General features: G+C 64.4%; 13 protein-coding genes and 1 pseudogene. 8 read left to right on the top strand and 6 right to left on the bottom strand.

What is annotated here, in order from left to right; all coding sequences use genetic code 11:
* Positions 1–7: 7 nt before the first annotated feature.
* Positions 8–1,546, top strand: a complete 1,539-nt coding sequence (locus QCM77_RS11845; RefSeq protein ID WP_279683744.1) for a glycosyltransferase family 2 protein — start codon at positions 8–10, stop codon at positions 1,544–1,546.
* A gap of 72 nt (positions 1,547–1,618) precedes the next feature.
* On the opposite strand, the pseudogene QCM77_RS11850 reads toward QCM77_RS11845, so the two are convergent.
* Positions 1,619–1,861 (bottom strand): annotated as a pseudogene (locus QCM77_RS11850) (ABC transporter substrate-binding protein); the annotation flags it as partial.
* A gap of 160 nt (positions 1,862–2,021) precedes the next feature.
* Positions 2,022–3,572, bottom strand: coding sequence for an acyl-CoA synthetase (locus QCM77_RS11855; protein ID WP_279683745.1), 1,551 nt, complete (start codon positions 3,570–3,572; stop codon positions 2,022–2,024).
* 281 nt (positions 3,573–3,853) lie between these two features.
* Here QCM77_RS11855 and QCM77_RS11860 point away from each other — a divergent pair, with 281 nt between their 5' ends.
* The 7 genes from QCM77_RS11860 to QCM77_RS11890 all read left to right on the top strand — a co-directional run bounded on the left by QCM77_RS11860 (position 3,854) and on the right by QCM77_RS11890 (position 12,668).
* Positions 3,854–4,990, top strand: a complete 1,137-nt coding sequence (locus tag QCM77_RS11860) for an acyl-CoA dehydrogenase family protein (protein ID WP_279683746.1) — start codon at positions 3,854–3,856, stop codon at positions 4,988–4,990.
* 15 nt (positions 4,991–5,005) lie between these two features.
* Positions 5,006–6,166, top strand: coding sequence for an acyl-CoA dehydrogenase family protein (locus QCM77_RS11865; RefSeq protein ID WP_279683747.1), 1,161 nt, complete (start codon positions 5,006–5,008; stop codon positions 6,164–6,166).
* Between the two features lie 62 nt (positions 6,167–6,228).
* A complete protein-coding gene (locus QCM77_RS11870; RefSeq protein ID WP_279683748.1) occupies positions 6,229–6,885 on the top strand; it encodes a glutathione S-transferase family protein in 657 nt (218 codons plus the stop codon).
* A gap of 286 nt (positions 6,886–7,171) precedes the next feature.
* Positions 7,172–7,972: a helix-turn-helix domain-containing protein gene (locus QCM77_RS11875; protein WP_279683749.1), complete on the top strand. Its 801-nt coding sequence runs from the start codon at positions 7,172–7,174 to the stop codon at positions 7,970–7,972.
* Positions 7,973–8,115: 143 nt separating this feature from the next.
* On the top strand, positions 8,116–8,982 hold the full coding sequence (locus QCM77_RS11880; protein WP_279683750.1) for a beta-keto acid cleavage family enzyme: 867 nt from the start codon (positions 8,116–8,118) through the stop codon (positions 8,980–8,982).
* A 96-nt stretch (positions 8,983–9,078) separates the two neighbouring features.
* Positions 9,079–10,695 (top strand): acyl-CoA carboxylase subunit beta, encoded by a 1,617-nt coding sequence (locus QCM77_RS11885; RefSeq protein ID WP_279683752.1) that lies wholly within the window; start codon positions 9,079–9,081, stop codon positions 10,693–10,695.
* Entirely contained in the window at positions 10,692–12,668 is a 1,977-nt protein-coding gene (locus tag QCM77_RS11890; RefSeq protein ID WP_279683753.1) for an acetyl/propionyl/methylcrotonyl-CoA carboxylase subunit alpha, read from the top strand. Before QCM77_RS11885 ends, QCM77_RS11890 begins: the two co-directional genes overlap by 4 nt.
* Positions 12,669–12,813: 145 nt before the next feature.
* On the opposite strand, the gene QCM77_RS11895 is transcribed toward QCM77_RS11890, so the two are convergent.
* Genes QCM77_RS11895 through QCM77_RS11910 form a run of 4 tightly spaced genes read right to left on the bottom strand, consistent with a single transcriptional unit; the run spans position 12,814 to position 16,654 of the window.
* Positions 12,814–13,800 carry an ABC transporter ATP-binding protein gene (locus tag QCM77_RS11895; protein ID WP_279683754.1) on the bottom strand — a complete coding sequence of 329 codons (987 nt, stop codon included), beginning with the start codon at positions 13,798–13,800 and terminating at the stop codon, positions 12,814–12,816.
* On the bottom strand, positions 13,797–14,804 hold the full coding sequence (locus tag QCM77_RS11900) for an ABC transporter ATP-binding protein (RefSeq protein ID WP_279665187.1): 1,008 nt from the start codon (positions 14,802–14,804) through the stop codon (positions 13,797–13,799). The genes QCM77_RS11895 and QCM77_RS11900 overlap by 4 nt, the downstream gene beginning before the upstream one ends.
* Positions 14,804–15,697: an ABC transporter permease gene (locus QCM77_RS11905; RefSeq protein ID WP_279665185.1), complete on the bottom strand. Its 894-nt coding sequence runs from the start codon at positions 15,695–15,697 to the stop codon at positions 14,804–14,806. The genes QCM77_RS11900 and QCM77_RS11905 overlap by 1 nt, the downstream gene beginning before the upstream one ends.
* Positions 15,698–15,706: 9 nt before the next feature.
* Positions 15,707–16,654, bottom strand: coding sequence for an ABC transporter permease (locus tag QCM77_RS11910; RefSeq protein WP_279683755.1), 948 nt, complete (start codon positions 16,652–16,654; stop codon positions 15,707–15,709).
* Positions 16,655–16,659: the final 5 nt, after the last annotated feature.

Raw genomic sequence — 16,659 nt, forward strand, 5'->3', positions numbered from 1 at the left:
GTCCGGAATGACATCGCAAGCGTCTATGAAAGAGGGCATGCCGGACGTGCCTGCACCATACGGCGCCGAATCTCCGCTGTTCTCCGTCATCATCCCGCTCGACGATCACCGCGGGCGATGGCGTCAATCCTGGCTCGGCTGGAAATCGCAGACCATAGAAACATCGCTCTATGAGATCATCCTCGTCATGCCGCCGGACGCCGTGCTCCGGGCGGATATCGAGGCGCTCGTCGGCGGCGAGGCGCGTGTCGAATACAGCGAATCCAGTCATGACATCGAGTTGAGCGCGCTCGGTGCGGCGATGGCCCGCGGCAGCTATCTGTTCTTCACGGAGTCGCACTGCCGTCCCGAGCCTGACGTGCTCGAACTCTGCATGCGCGCCATCGCGGATCATCCCGATTGGTCGGGCTTTTCTTGTCGCTCGATTCCAAGCTGCCATAATGCATTGTCGGAAGCCGAAGCGGCGATGTATCAATCCGACATCGAATTCGGCATGAAGCAGCATCCCTGGCTCAAAGTGCTTGACCAGTGCTTCGTGACACGACGTGCTTCCTACGAGCAATGCGGCGGCCTGCGCACGGATCTGGGCCATTTTGCCGAATGGGTGCTCGCCGCCCGCTATTATGCCGCCGGTGAGGTCATCGGCTATCTCGACGAGGCTCGCGTCCATCACCATTACATCGGCAGGCTGGACGAACTTAAGGCGTTTACGCTGGACTTCGTGCAAGGCGAGATCCGTTATCTCAGCGAGGCGCGCAGGGATCCCGGTAGCGAGCTGTTCGAAATTCCGGCCGAATGGAGCGAGCGAGACCAGTTCGATGCATCGCTTGCGCGCCATGCGATGAACGCACTGGTGCGCTATGGCCTCGCGGGACAGGGTTGGAAACGAACCGACGAGAAGCTGCGCGTCTTATTGCGCTGGATCGGGCCGGCACTGTTCGGCGATCTTTGCGCGCGCATCGTGGCGCGTCTCGTGGCTGGGCACACGCGCGCGGTCCTGATCGCGATGACCGTGGTAGGATCAAGCGAAGCCGGCGCGCGGTGGATGAAGCGCTATATCGCGTCCCTGATCCGCATTCAAAGGCTCGACTGCATCCATCGGCAGCGGCAGCAGGGCACCGGGCCCGCCTCGCAGCCATTGGGTGGCGATGTGATCGCGTCGGTCGGATTCCACGCCGAGGAGTTCTCCGCGGGTCACACATTCCGCTGGAGCGAGCCGCAGGCTGCCGTGCGGATCAAGGGGACGCCGGGCCGCAACGTTGTTCGCATTCGAAGCCCCGCACTTCGCGCGCCGCTGGATACGATCGGCACGCGCTTCTATGTCGAGGGCGCGCCCGTCGATCCCGAAGCGGTCGTGACCGGCTGTGACGGCTACACGCTGAGCCTCGATCTGCCGCCGTCAGGCATCGTCACGCTCGCCTGGGCATGCCCCGTGTTCAGGGGCGTCGGTGATTCGCGTCGTCTCGGCCTGTCGATCGTGGCGATTGACGTCGGCCATGACGTGCTCGCGATCGAAAGCGCGGGAACGTCCTCCGCGCTCGCTTGAAAAGAATAGCGGCCCTTCGGCGGCTATTCGACTTTCTCAGGCTGCCGCGTTCAGTCGAACTAGCCGCCCGTGATGCATCGGCTTCCATTCCAGCTCAGCGATCTTCTTGATCGCCTGCGCCGCGAATTTCGGGGTTGCGATGTTGACGAAGACATCGGCGCCGGTGCCCTTGAGCTTGACGATATGGGCGTCGATCGAAGGCTCCGACGTCTCGTAGCTCTCTTCGGCCACGATGAGTTTCGATGCCTTGTCACCGAACACGTCCTTGATGCCGGCGAGGTAGTCCTTGCCGAAATCGTCGTTGGCATAGAAGTTGCGCATACGCGGTTTGGGTTGTGAGTAGCGCCAACGCCGTTGCTGCGGCAAGCAGGGAGAGTTTCTTGTTCATGAGAATTCCTTAAATTCCCTTGGGGTCCTTCTCGGTTTGGAGCAGGCACGTCGGAAAAGAAAAGCGCCCGCGAGAGGGGCGCTTCGATCAGGTGTTGGCGGCTTTCTTGTCGACTTCCGAGGCGCCTGAGAATTCCTTGCGCAAGGTCGGCTTGTGGATCTTGCCGGTGGCGTTGCGGGGTAACGCATCGACGAAGCAGACCTGGCGCGGGCATTTGAAGCGCGCGAGATTCGCCGCGCAGTGCGCGAAGACATCGGCCTCGGTCAGCCGCTGGCCGGGCTTGGCCGCGACGATGGCGAGGCCTACTTCCCCCCATTGCGCATCGGGAATGCCGATCACGGCGGCTTCCGCGATGGCGTTGAGTTGGTGCAGGACGTTCTCGACCTCGGCCGGATAGACGTTCTCGCCGCCGGAGATGTACATGTCCTTCCAGCGGTCGACGATGTAGTAAAAACCTTCCTCGTCGACGCGCGTGGCGTCGCCGGTGTGCAGCCAGCCGTCGGTGAACGACGTCTTGTTCGCTTCCGGCCTGTTCCAGTAGCCGGGTGTGATGTTAGGCCCGCGAACCCAGAGCTCACCGAGCTCGCCGATCTCGACATCGCTTCCGTCGGGCCGCACGATCCGCACTTCCGTGTGCAGCACCGGCTTGCCGGCGGAGCCGGCTTTCCGTGCCGCATCCTCGCGGTCGAGCACCAGCACGGCCGGCGAGGTCTCGGTCATGCCGTAGCCCTGCTGGAGCGCAACGCCGCGTGCCTCCCAGACTTTCAGCAGCGGCACCGGCATTGGTGCGCCGCCGACACCGCCGACGATCAGCCGACCGAGGTCGGTGGTCGCGAAGGTCGGATGCTGGGCCATGAACTGGTAGATCGCGGGCACGCCGAAGAACACGTTGATGCCGTGCGCGGGATCGTTGATCAGGCCGAGCGCCGTGCCGGGATCGAAGGCGCGCATGATCATCACGGCACCGCCGGCATGAAGCACCGGATTGGTGTAGCAATTGAGACCGCCGGTATGGAACAGCGGCAGCACGGTGAGCAGCACCGAAGACGGCCCGATGCAGGCGGGGCCGCCGAGATTGACGCAATTCCAGAAGGTCATGCCATGGGTGATGGTCGCGCCCTTGGGATGACCCGTCGTGCCCGAGGTGTACATGATGGTCGAGACATCATCGAGCGTGACCTCTTCGATTTTCTCAAGTGGCTTTGCGGCGGCGATGCCGGCCTCATAGGTCCCGCCGGGACCAAGCAGCAGGCTCGTCGCAATGCCACAGAGCTTCGCCACGGCAAGCGCCGTCTCGGCGAGATCGGTGTCGTGGATCATCACCTTCGGCGCGCAATCGCCGGTGATGAACTGGAGCTCGGGAACGGTGAGGCGGGTGTTCAGCGGCACGAAGATCGCACCTAACCGGCCGCAGGCAAACTGCACCTCCAGCGTATCGGTCGTGTTCAGCGCCAGCACCGCGACGCGGTCGCCGCGCGAGACCTTCAGCGTCTCGCGCAGAAACGAAGCGAGACGCGAGATACGCGCATCGAGCTGCGCATAGGTGAAGCGGCGCTCGCTCGCGAGGTCGATCACCGCAACCTTGCCAGGTGTGCGGCGGCCATGGTGGGCGATCCAGTCATAGTAACGAACGGCCAAAAATTCCTCCCTCGGCGGTCTTATGCCGCCCGCGTCCCTATTGCCATGCACCATGCCCGGCATGGCCCTTGGGCCAGCCGGAGTTTGTGCGCCACGTCTTTTTTGACACGTCTTTTTTTGATCTGGAGTTGGCGCGCGAGGGGCGAAAATCGTCTTGCGTTGAGTTGCTAGAGGGAAGTCCTGCTCGGAGGGGTGGCCCCGGCCAGCCACTCCGCGCAAGTGAGCCGCCAAGGTTCCGGCCATGGTGGACGAGACGAATCCGCCAGCAAGGCGAGAGTGCGATGAAGAGTCCGTTCTATACCGCCGAGCATGACGCCTTTCGCGAGGTGATGCGCCGCTTCGTCGACAAGGAGATTGCGCCCTTCGCCCATGAGTGGGACGAGGCCGGCGAATTCCCCCGCGCGCTCTATCGCAAGGCGGCCGGAATCGGGCTCTTGGGGCTCGGATTCCCCGAGGAATATGGCGGGATCGCCGCCGACCAGTTCATGAAGATCGTGGCCAGCCAGGAGCTGGCGCGGGCCGGCGCCGGCGGCGTCAGCGCCAGCCTGATGAGCCATACTATCGGTTCGCCGCCGATCGCGCGGGCAGCGCGGCCCGAGGTTCGGGTACGCGTGCTGCCGCAGGTGCTCGCCGGCGAGAAGATCTCCGCGCTCGCGATCACCGAGCCGGGCGGCGGATCCGATGTCGCGGGCCTCCGGACCAAGGCGCGGCGCGACGGCGATCACTACGTCGTGAGCGGCGAGAAGACCTTCATCACTTCGGGTATGCGCGCCGACTATCTGACCGTTGCAGTGCGGACCGGCGGCGAGGGCGCCGGCGGCGTCAGCCTGCTCCTGATCGAGGGAGATACGCCCGGCCTGTCGCGGACGAAGCTGAAGAAGATGGGTTGGTGGGCTTCCGATACCGCGACGCTGCATTTCGACGAATGCCGCGTGCCGGCCGAAAACCTGATCGGCGAGGAAGGCCAGGGCTTCAAGATCATCATGCGAAATTTCAACAGCGAGCGCATGGGCATGGCGGCGGGCTGCACCGCCTTCGCGCGTGTTTGCCTCGACGAAGCGATTGCCTACGCCAAGGAGCGTAAGACCTTTGGCAAGCCGCTCGCGCAGCACCAGGTGATCCGCCACAAGATCGTCGACATGGCGCAGAAGGTTGCGGCATCGCAAGCGATGCTGGAGCTGCTGGCCTGGCGGCTGGAGCAGGGCGAAAGCCTGGTCGCCGAAATCTGCATGATGAAGAACCAGGCGACCCAGACCATGGCGTTCTGCGCCTCTGAAGCCGTGCAGATTTTTGGCGGCGCAGGCTTCATGCGCGGCATCAAGGCCGAGCGCATCTACCGCGAGGTCAAGGTCAACGCCATCGGCGGCGGCACCGAGGAGATCATGAAGGATCTGGCGTCGCGGCAGATGGGGTTGTGACGACGAGAGGAAGAAATGCTGTTCACCGCCGACCACGACGAGATCCGCCGTTCCTTACAAAAATTCATCGCCAACGAGATCAATCCTCATGTCGATGAGTGGGAGAAGGCCGACATCTTTCCGGCGCACGAGCTGTTCAGGAAGATGGGCAGCCTCGGCTTTCTCGGGCTGAACAAGCCGGTCGAATTCGGCGGCTCCGGGCTCGACTATTCCTATGCGCTGATGATGGCGGAGGAACTGGGCGCCATCACCTGCGGCGGGGTGCCGATGGCGATCGGGGTGCAGACCGACATGGCGACGCCGGCGCTGGCGCGATTCGGCTCGGACGAGGTGCGTCGCGAATTCCTCAGCCCCTCGATCGCGGGGAATTTCGTCGCCTGCATCGGCGTCTCCGAACCCGGCGCGGGCTCAGACGTGGCCTCGATCAAGACCAATGCGCGCTCGGACGGCGACGACTACGTCATCGATGGCGGCAAGATGTGGATCACCAACGGCACCCAGGCCGACTGGATCTGCCTGCTCGCCAATACCGGCGACGGAGCCGTTCACCGCAACAAGTCGCTGATCTGCGTGCCGATGAAGACCAAGGGCGTCACCGTCGCGCGAAAGCTCGACAAGATGGGCATGCGCTCGTCGGATACCGCGCAAATCTTCTTTGACAATGTCCGCGTGCCCAAGCGCAACCGGATCGGCGAGGAGGGCAAGGGTTTTACCTACCAGATGATCCAGTTCCAGGAGGAGCGGCTATGGGGCGCGGCCGCCTGCCTGAAGGCGCATGAATACATCATCAACGAGACCGTCGAATACACCCGCAACCGAAAGGCCTTCGGGAAGTCGATCCTCGACCACCAGGTCGTTCACTTCAAGCTGGCCGAGATGCAGACCGAGGTCGAGCTGTTGCGTGCGCTGATCTACCGCGCCGGCGAGGCGCTGGTGGCGGGCGAGGATGTCACAAAACTTGCGACCATGGCCAAGCTGAAGGCCGGGCGGCTCGGCCGCGAGCTTACCGACGCCTGCTTGCAATATTGGGGTGGAATGGGCTTTATCAACGAGACGCCGGTCAGCCGCGCCTATCGCGACAGCCGCCTGACATCAATTGGCGGCGGCGCCGACGAGGTCATGCTGATGGTCCTGTGCAAGATGATGGGTACGCTGCCCGGCAGCACTAAAGTTTGAGCACGATCTCTTCGGAAAACCGCTGCACACTTTTCCGGATCCGGCTCTAGGGGAAATTCCTGATGATCACGCTCTATCACTGCGACGCCGCGCGCTCGTTCCGTCCGCTCTGGATGCTGGAGGAGATGGGCCTTCGTTACGAATTGAAGATGCTGCCGTTCCCGCCGCGGGTCTTCGCCAAGGATTATCTCGGCATCAATCCACTTGGCACCATTCCGTTCATGATCGACGGTGACGCACGGATGACCGAGTCTTCCGGCATCTGCCACTATCTCGGCGTCAAGCACGGGCCGACGCCGTTGATGGTGGGACCAGAGGATCCGGCCTATGGCGCCTTCCTGAACTGGATGTATTTTTCCGACGCCACGTTAACCTTCCCGCAAACGCTGGTGCTCCGATACAGCCAGCTCGAGCCGGAGGAGCGCCGCAATCCGCAAGTCGCCAGCGACTATGCCAAATGGTTTCTGGGCCGGCTGCGCGCCGTTGAGGCAGCGACCGCGAATGCCGAGACCTTGTGCGCCGGCCGCTTCACTGCCGCCGACATCGTCATCGGCTACGCGCTCCGCCTCGCCGACAATATCGGGCTTGCCAAGGATTTTGGGCCAAATGTCGCAGCCTATTGGGCGCGCTTGCAGCAGCGGGATGGTTTCAAGCGCGCGGTTGCTGCGGAGCAGAAAGCAGGAATCGAGCAGAACATCGTGCCGCGGGTAAGGGCGTAAGACTGGTCGTCCCGGCGAAGGCCGGGACCCATACCCCCAGGGAGATGTTTTGCGAAGATTGCTCGTTCGGGATCAGCACCGCCCCCATCGATAGACCTCGCGGTATGGGTCCCGGCCTTCGCCGGGACGACGGTTGTTGAAGAGTTCCGAGTCGTCCACCACCCCTCCCGGACTGCCGCCGTTTTGCGCTCGATGACAGCGCTATCCCGCCGTGACAGCGCCCAAATTTCCGCTAAGGTGACCTCCGTCCGCAGCGGCCAAAGAGCCGCGCGAGGAGGATCCCCCCATGGAAGATAACGGTCGCGAATCCGACCATCTGATGCTGATCACGCCGGAGCGGGTGTTTTACGCCGGTCTGCTCGGCCGCCCCCGCAAGCGGACCCCCGGCTGCTGTCACGTCTATGTGGCGGTGAAAGGCAATTTGCATCTGACGATCGACGACGTCCTCGCCACCGGCGAGCTGTTCGTCACGCTGCCGAACCAGCGGCACTCCATCGCCAGCGACTACCGCACTGCGATCAGCGTGACCCTCGAGCCCGAAAGCATGCCGGACGGCGTGATCGAGGCTCTGGCGGAGCGGCTGACCGGCCCCGACCGGGCCGTCTATGCCCGCAAGATCCTCGCCGCCTATGCGCTGCTGCGCCAGCGCCGCTATGGCGACATCACCACCGCCGAATTCGACGAGATGTGTTTTGGCGTGGCGCTGCCGCGCCGCGTACTCGATCCGCGGGTGATGCGCGCCGTCGCCCGCATCGGTCGCTTCACAGGCGAGCCCGTGACAGCGGACACTTGTGCGGCGGACGCCGGACTTTCCGCTTCGCGTTTCCTGCATCTGTTCAAGGAAGAGACCGGCATCTCGTTCCGCTCCTTCCGCGCCTGGAAGCGCGCGCGTCATTTGCTGCACTTCGCCAACCAGGACCTCAATCTCGCTCATCTCGCACAGGACATCGGCTATCCCGATTCCACCCATTTCAGCCACTCGATCCGCCGCTTCTACGGCTTGAAGCCGCGCGCGATCTTCGTGGGCTCGCGGGATCTCGCGATTTATCGCAGCAGCGAGACGGTGAGGCTGGCGGAGGCGAGCTGATTGCTCTCGTAGGGTGGGTTACGCCTTCGGCCAACCCACCCTCCGATTTCTCGCTTTTTTCCAGCTTCTCCGCGCAAGAAGCCTCATGCCGCCCATCACATGATCGCAAACGTTGAATTATCAACGTGCGAGACATTCAAGGCATGAGCGACAAGGCCGTCATCACCTGCGCGCTGAACGGCGTGCTCACCGACCCCAGGCAGCACAACGTGCCTGTGACGCCCGAGCAGATGGCGTGCGAGGCCAAGGCTGCGTTCGATGCCGGCGCGTCCATCATGCACATCCATCTGCGCCAGCAGGCGCCGGACAAGAGGCATCTACCGTCCTGGGAAGTGAACGTCAGCAAGGAAATCCAGCAGGCGATCCGCGAAGCCTGCCCCGGCGTGATCATCAACCACACCTCCGGCGTCTCCGGGCCGAACTACAGCGGTGCGCTGGATTGCATCCGCGAGACCAGGCCTGAGATCGCCGCCTGCAATGCCGGCTCGCTGAACTATTTGAAGGTGAAGTCCGACAACAGCTGGGCCTGGCCGCCGATGATGTTCGACAACGCGGTCGAGAAGGTGAAGGTCTATCTCGACGTCATGAACGCGGTCGGTACCATCCCCGAATTCGAATGTTTTGACGTCGGCATCGTCCGTTGCGTCGGCATGTATCGCCAGGTCGGCATGTACAAGGGCCCGCTCGAGTATAACTTCGTGATGGGCGTCGCCTCCGGCATGCCGTCGGATCCCGATCTGCTGCCGATCCTGATCAAGCTGAAGCGTCCCGAGGCGCATTTTCAGGTCACCGCGATCGGCCGCGAAGAAATCTGGCCGCTGCATCAGCGCTGCGCCGAGCTCGGCGGTCATCTGCGCACCGGTCTCGAAGATGCCTTCTATCTCGCCGACGGCAAGAAGGTGACGTCGAACGGCCAGCTGATCGAGGCCATCGCCGCCTGCGCCCGCCGTGCGGGCCGCGAGATCGCGAGCCCGGCGGAAGCGCGGAAGATTTTTGGGACGAACAGGTAGGTACTGCCCCAGCCGTCATTGCGTCGTCGCTTCCGCCTTCGCTCTTCGAGCTGCGGCGGACAAGTCGCTCCTCGCAATGACGAGTAGGATAGAGTGATGTCCATTCTCGAAAACACCATCTCCCCCGGCAGCGCCACCTATCATGCCAACCGCGACGGCATGCTCGGCCTGATCGACCGCATGCGCGCGCTGGAAGAGCGCACGCGCGCGGCGTCAGCGGCCGCGAAGGATCGCTTCCACAAGCGCGGCCAGCTGCTGCCGCGCGAGCGCGTCGCGCTGGTGCTCGATCCCGGCGCGCCCTTCATCGAGCTGTCGACGCTCGCCGGCTACATGTTCGACGTGCCGGATCCGGACAAAAGCGTGCCCGGCGGCGGCGTCATCGCCGGCATCGGCTTCGTCTCGGGCATCCGCTGCATGGTCAGCGCCAACGATTCCGGTATCGATGCCGGCGCGCTCCAGCCCTACGGCCTCGACAAGACGCTGCGGGTGCAGGAGCTCGCGTTGGAGAACAAGCTGCCCTACGTCCAGCTCGTCGAGAGCGCCGGTGCCAATCTGCTGCGCTACCGCGTCGAAGATTTTGTCCGTGGCGGCAACATCTTTCGCAATCTCGCGCGGCTCTCGGCGGCCGGGCTACCGGTCGTCACCGTGACCCATGGCTCGTCCACCGCCGGCGGCGCCTATCAGACCGGTCTCTCCGATTACATTGTCATGGTGCGCGGCCGCACCCGCGCCTTCCTCGCGGGGCCGCCGCTGCTGAAGGCCGCGACCGGCGAGATCGCGACCGAGGAGGAACTTGGCGGCGCCGAGATGCACACCCAGGTCTCCGGCCTCGGCGATTATCTCGCGGAAGACGACCGCGACGCCCTGCGCATCGCGCGCGAGATCATGGCGGCACTCGAATGGCAGCGGCCCGGCAGGGTGGCTACGCAAGTCAAGTTGCCCCGCTACGACCAGGATGAGCTGCTCGGCATCATGCCGATGGACCACAAGCGCCCGGTCGACATGAAGCAGGTGATCGCCCGCATCGTGGACGATTCCGATTTCACCGAGATGGCGCCGAATTACGGCCCGGCCACTGTCTGCGGCCATGCCCGCATCGAAGGCCAGGCGATCGGCATCATCACCAACAACGGCCCGCTCGATCCGGCGGGTGCCAACAAGGCGACGCATTTCATCCAGGCTTGCTGCCAAACCCGCACGCCGCTGCTCTATCTCAACAACACCACCGGCTACATGGTCGGAAAATCTTACGAAGAAGCCGGCATGATCAAGCACGGCTCGAAGATGATCCAGGCGGTGACCTCGGCGACGGTGCCGCAGATCACCATCTATTGCGGCGCTTCCTTCGGCGCCGGCAATTACGGCATGTGCGGGCGCGGCTTCCATCCACGCTTCTGCTTCTCCTGGCCCAACGCCAGGACCGCGGTGATGGGCGGCGAGCAGGCCGCCGAGACCATGGCGATCGTGACTGAAGCCGCCGCAGCACGGCGCGGCAAACCGGTCGAAAAGGAAAAGCTCGATGCCATGAAGGCGCAGATCGTCGGCGTGTTCGATGGCCAGATGGACGTGTTCTCGACCAGCGCGCGCGTGCTTGACGATGGCGTGATCGATCCGCGCGACACCCGCGCGGTGCTGTCGGAAGTGCTCGCGATCGGCCGCGAGGGCGATGCGCGCACGCCCCAGCGCATGCAGTTTTCAGTGGCTCGCCCATGAGGAACGGATCAGTGCAGCATCGGCCGTTCTTCAAGGTCTTGATCGCCAATCGCGGCGAGATCGCGCTGCGCGTGATGCGCAGTGCGCGGGAGCTCGGCCTCGGCGTCGTCGCGGTCTATTCGGATGCGGATCGCGACGCGCTTCATGTGCAACAGGCCGACCAGGCCGTGCGCATCGGCGAAGCGCCGCCGGCGCAATCCTACCTCAACATCGCCGCGATCATTGCGGCCGCAAAGGCCAGCGGCGCGGATGCCGTTCATCCCGGCTATGGCTTCCTCGCCGAGAACGAGGATTTTGCGCAGGCCTGCAAGGATGCCGGCCTCGTTTTCATCGGCCCGTCGCCGCAGGCGATCGAGACAATGGGCAACAAGGCCGGTGCCAAGGAGATCATGAGGAAGGCCGGCGTGCCCGTCGTGCCCGGCTATCAGGGCGCCGATCAGGGCGATGAGGTCATGCTCGCGGAGGCCAAAAAGATCGGCTTCCCCGTGATGATCAAGGCGGTCGCCGGCGGCGGTGGACGCGGCATGCGGCTCGTGACGGATGCCAATTCGTTCCCCGATGCGCTGCGTGGCGCGCGGTCCGAGGCGAAGGCGGCGTTCGGCGATCCGACCGTGATCCTCGAACGCGCCATCCAGAATCCACGCCACATCGAGATCCAGGTGTTTGGCGACAGTCACGGCAACGCCATCCATCTCGGCGAGCGTGATTGCTCGGTACAGCGGCGGCACCAGAAGTTGATCGAGGAGGCGCCGTCGCCCGCGGTGACGCCGGGCCTGCGCGCGAAAATGGGCGAGGTCGCGGTCGCCGCGGTGAAGGCGCTGCGTTACGAGGGCGCCGGCACGCTCGAATTCCTGCTCGATCCGAGCGGCGAGTTCTACTTCATGGAAATGAACACGCGCCTCCAGGTCGAGCATCCCGTGACCGAGGCGATCACCGGGCTTGATCTCGTCGAATTGCAGCTGCGCGTCGCGCGCGGCGAGCAATTGCCGATGAAGCAGCAGGAGATTCGCTTCACGGGCCACGCCATCGAGGTGCGGCTGTGCTCCGAAGATGCCGCGCATGATTTCATGCCGCAGTCCGGGCGTCTGGCGTGCTGGAAAGTGCCTAATGGCATTCGCGTCGAGCATGCGCTGCAATCGGGCTCTGAGATTCCGCCGTTCTACGATTCCATGATCGCCAAGGTGATCAGCCATGGCGCGACCCGCGAGGAGGCGAGGGGGCGGCTGATCGTCGGCCTGGAGCAACTGACCGGATTCGGTGTGACCACCAATCAGGCGTTCCTGATGTCCTGCCTGCGTCATCCCGGCTTCGCCAAAGGCGAGGCGACGACGGCGTTCATTGGTGCGCATCGCGACGAGTTGCTGGCGCCGCGTGCGGATGCCGCATTCAATATGGCTTTGGCCGGCCTGCTGCTCTACGTCACGAACCCGCAGGCACCGTCGTGGCGCAGCGGACGGAGCCTCGCAGCAACGTTCCCGCTGCCGGCGAAAGTCGAGATCGCGGGCCACGCGCTTGAGCTCGAAGTCTGGCGCGAACGCGACGGCAGCTACACCGTCGCCATTGACGGCCGGCAGGACAAGTTCGAGATCGACCAGCTCGATCTCGACGTGATCCGCTTCCGCCATGACGGCGTGATGGACAGCACCAGATTCCTGCGCGATGGCGATCAGCTCTATCTCCAGCACCGCGGCATTTCGCTCGAGGTCACCGATCTCACCCTCGCCGCACCGAAGGCCGCCGCAAGTAACGGCGGCGATGGAAAAGTCCGCGCCGCCTTGAATGGCCGCGTCGTCGCCGTGCTGGTGAAGCCGGGCGACCGCGTCACCGCCGGTCAGCCGGTGATGACGCTGGAAGCCATGAAGATGGAGCACGTCCACAAGGCCGGCATCGACGGCGTCGTCGCCGCAATCGACGTCGCCGAGGGTGAGCAGGTGACGGCGGGCAGGATCGTGGCGGAGATCGGGGCGGGTTAGCGCCGCAAGCTCAATTAGTCGTCCCGGCGAAGGCCGGGACCCATAATCACAGGATTGGGTTTGGCGAAGACTCGGAGTTATCAGCTCGCGTCATAACCACTCCCTGGGGTTATGGGTCCCGGCCTTCGCCGGGACGACAGCGGAGCTACTGGCTCCGCCCCGTCCCCTCATTGAGTAAACACGCCACTTGGTGACCATCGCCCGCATCCACCAGCGCCGGCCGTTCCGTCCTGCACCGCTCCATCGCAAACCGGCAGCGGGTGTGAAACGCGCATCCGGACGGCGGATTGACCGGGCTTGGCACGTCGCCGTCGACCAGCGGCGCGAGCCTTTTGGCGAGTGGGTTGGCGACCGGCACGGAGGCGAGCAGGGCCTGCGTGTAGGGATGGCGCGGATTGCGGAACAGCTCGTCCTTGTCGGTAATCTCGACGATGCGGCCGAGATACATCACGGCGACGCGGTGACTGATATGGGCGACCACCGCGAGGTCGTGCGAGATGAAGAGATAGGAGAAGCCGTGCTGCCGTTGCAAATCGATCAACAGGTTGATCACCTGCGCCCGGATCGAGACGTCGAGCGCGGAGACGGGCTCGTCGCAGACGATCAGACGCGGCTCGAGCGCCAGCGCGCGGGCGATGCAGATGCGCTGGCGCTGGCCGCCGGAGAATTGGTGCGGGAAGTTGCGCATCTGGTCAGGCCGCAAGCCAACCTGCTCGAACAGCTTTGCAGTGCGCGCCTCCAGCGCCTTGCCGGTCGCGAGCCCATGCACGGCGAGCGGCTCGCCGACGATGTCCCCGGCCGTCATGCGCGGGTTGAGCGAGGCGAACGGATCCTGGAACACGATCTGCATCGAGCGGCGGTGCGGGCGCAACGCCGTCTTGGAGAGATGCGTGATGTCTTCGCCTTCGAGGCGGATCTGGCCCGAGGTCGGCTCGACCAGCCGCAACACGCTGCGCGCCACCGTCGACTTGCCGCAGCCGGATTCGCCGACAAGGCCCAGCGTCTCGCCGACCCCAACCGAAAAGGAGACGCCGTCGACCGCATGCACCGTGCCGATTTGCCGGCGCAACACGCCGGCGCGAACCGGGTAATGCTTCGTGAGATCGGTGACTTCGAGCAGAGCCTCCGTCATGCCACCTCCGCCACTTCGCCGGCGCGCCAGCATGCAGCGAGATGGCCGCCGCCCCAATCTGCGAGCGGCGGATATTCGGCCTCACAGCGCTTGATCGCGAGCTTGCAGCGAGGCGCGAAGGCGCAGCCCTTCGGCAGTCGCACCAGCGACGGAACCGTGCCGGGAATTTCGTTCAGCCGTGCCTGCGCGGCAACGCCCGACGCCGGCACCGCCGGGATCGATGCCATCAATCCGCGCGTATAGGGATGCTTTGGCGCAGCGAACAGTGCCTCGACACTCGCTTCCTCGACCTTCCGTCCCGCATACATCACGATGACGCGCTGCGCGGTCTGCGCGACGACACCGAGATCATGCGTGATCAGCACGAGCCCGGTGCCGAGCTCTTTCTGAAGGTCCAGGATCAGCGCCAGGATCTGCGCCTGGATGGTGACGTCGAGCGCGGTGGTCGGCTCGTCCGCGATCAGCAGCGCGGGCCGGCAGGCCAGCGCCATCGCGATCATGGCGCGCTGGCGCATGCCGCCGGACAGCTGATGCGGATACTCCCGCGCGCGCCGCGCCGGTTCGGGGATGCGCACCAGGCGCAGCATCTCGACCGCGATGTCGCGGGCCTCTCTGGTCGACGTCGCCCGGTGCAGCCGCACCGCCTCGACGATCTGGTCGCCGATCCGCATCACCGGATTGAGCGAGGTCATCGGCTCCTGGAAGATCATGGAGATGCGGTTGCCCCGGACAGCGCGCATCTCTGCCTCGTCGAGCGCCAGCAGGTCGGTGCCTTCGAGCGTGACGGAGCCGCCGACGATGCGGCCGGGCGGATCCGGCACCAGCCGCATCAGGGAGAGCGCAGTTACGCTCTTGCCGCAGCCGGATTCGCCGACGATGGCCAGCGTCTCGCCGCGCCTCACGGAGAATGAGATGTCGTCGACAGCCTTGAATAGACCGGAGTTCGTGAAGAACACCGTCTTCAGGTTCTTCACATCGAGCACGAGATCGGATTTTTCCGCCATCAGCCGCGCTGCCGTGGATCGAGGATGTCGCGCAAGGCGTCACCGAACAGATTGGTGCCGAACACCGCGAGGCTGATGGCGATGCCCGGGAAGATCACCAGCCATGGCGCCGTGCGGACATATTCGGCGGCGGATTCAGAGAGCATGCGGCCCCACGACGGATAAGGCTCGGGAATGCCGAGGCCGAGAAAGGAGAGCGAGGCTTCAGTGAGGATGGTCGAGCCGAGCTGGGCGGTCGCGAGCACGATCAGCGGCGCCAGCGTGTTCGGCAGCACATGACGCAGCGCGATGCGCACTTCGCTCATGCCGATCGACTTGGCCGCCTCGATGAATGGCAGCTCGCGTAGCGCCAGCGTGTTGGCGCGGATGACGCGCGAGACGGTCGGGATCAGTGGAATGGCGATCGCGATGATGACGTTCGGCAAGGACGGACCGAGTGCGGCAGTCATGATCAGGGCGAGCACCAGAAGCGGTAGCGCCTGCAGGACGTCGGAGACGCGCTGGAACACCAGATCGACCCAGCCGGAGAGATAGCCCGATGTCAGACCGACGATGACGCCGATGCTGCCGCCGAGCGCCGTCGAGCCGATCCCGACCGCCAGCGAGATCCGGGCGCCGTGGATGATGCGGCTGAAGACATCGCGGCCGAAGGAGTCCGTGCCCATCCAGTGCGCCAGGCTTGGGCGCGCCAGCGCCCGGGCGGCGTCGATCGTCAGGGGATCGTAGCGCGCGATGAAATCGGCGAAGATCGCGGTGAACACGAACAGGGTCATGATGACGAGCCCGGCCGCGCCCAGCACATGCCGCTGCGCCAAAAACAGCACGCGTCGCCAGCCGCCGGTCGCGTGCGCCCCGGCCCGCCTCAGTTCAACGTCATAGTCGATCGCGGCCAAACAGCTCTCCTAATCGGTGTACCGGATGCGCGGGTCGAACACGGCGTACAGCATGTCGACGATGAAATTCGCGCTCACCACCACGACCGCAATCAGCATCACGAGGTTCTGCACGATCGGATAGTCCCGCCAGCGGATCGCCTCGACCAGGAAGCGGGCGACGCCGGGGATGTTGAACACGGTCTCGGTGACAATGAGGCCGCCGATCAGGAACGCCGCCTCGATGCCGATCACGGTGATGACGGGTAAAATCGCGTTCTTTAGCGCATGCCGATAGTTCACGGCGGCATCCGATGCGCCCTTGGCGCGGGCAGTGCGGATATAGTCCTGCCGCAGCACCTCCAGCATCGAGGAGCGGGTGATGCGCATGGTCAGCGCAGCACTGCGGAAGCCGACGGCGGCGGCGGGCACGGCGTAGGTCGCAAACGCCTCGAGATATGTTTGCGGATTGGGATTGAAGATCGGCATCTGGCCGAACATCGCCACCGACGCGGTGAGGATGAGCAGGCCCAGCCAGAACGAGGGCAGGGACAATCCGCTGAGGCTTACGACGCGGAGCGCGTAATCGAGCCTTGTTCCCTGCTTCACCGCGCTGATGACGCCCAAGGGAATGCCGATCGACGCCGAGAACAACAACGCCAGGCCGGCGAGCCGTGCGGTGATCGGAATCCGCGGCAGGATCTCCTGAAGCGCCGGCTTCTCGGAGACGTAGGAGTAGCCGAAATCGCCGCGCAGGAAGCCGCTGATCCAGTGCCAATATTGCACCACCAGCGGCTGGTCGATGCCGAGCTCCTTCTCCAGATTGGCCTTGTCGGCGGGATCGACATAGCCGGCCGCGGCGAACAGGATGTCGACGATGTTGCCGGGAACGACGCGCAGCAGGAAGAAGATGACGATCGAGATCCCGAACAGGGTCACGAGCATCAGGAACAGGCGCCGTACCAGATAGGCAAACATCTCTC

Origin of the sequence: Bradyrhizobium nivariense (genome assembly GCF_029846695.2) — a bacterium.
Classification (GTDB): Bacteria; Pseudomonadota; Alphaproteobacteria; order Rhizobiales; family Xanthobacteraceae; genus Bradyrhizobium.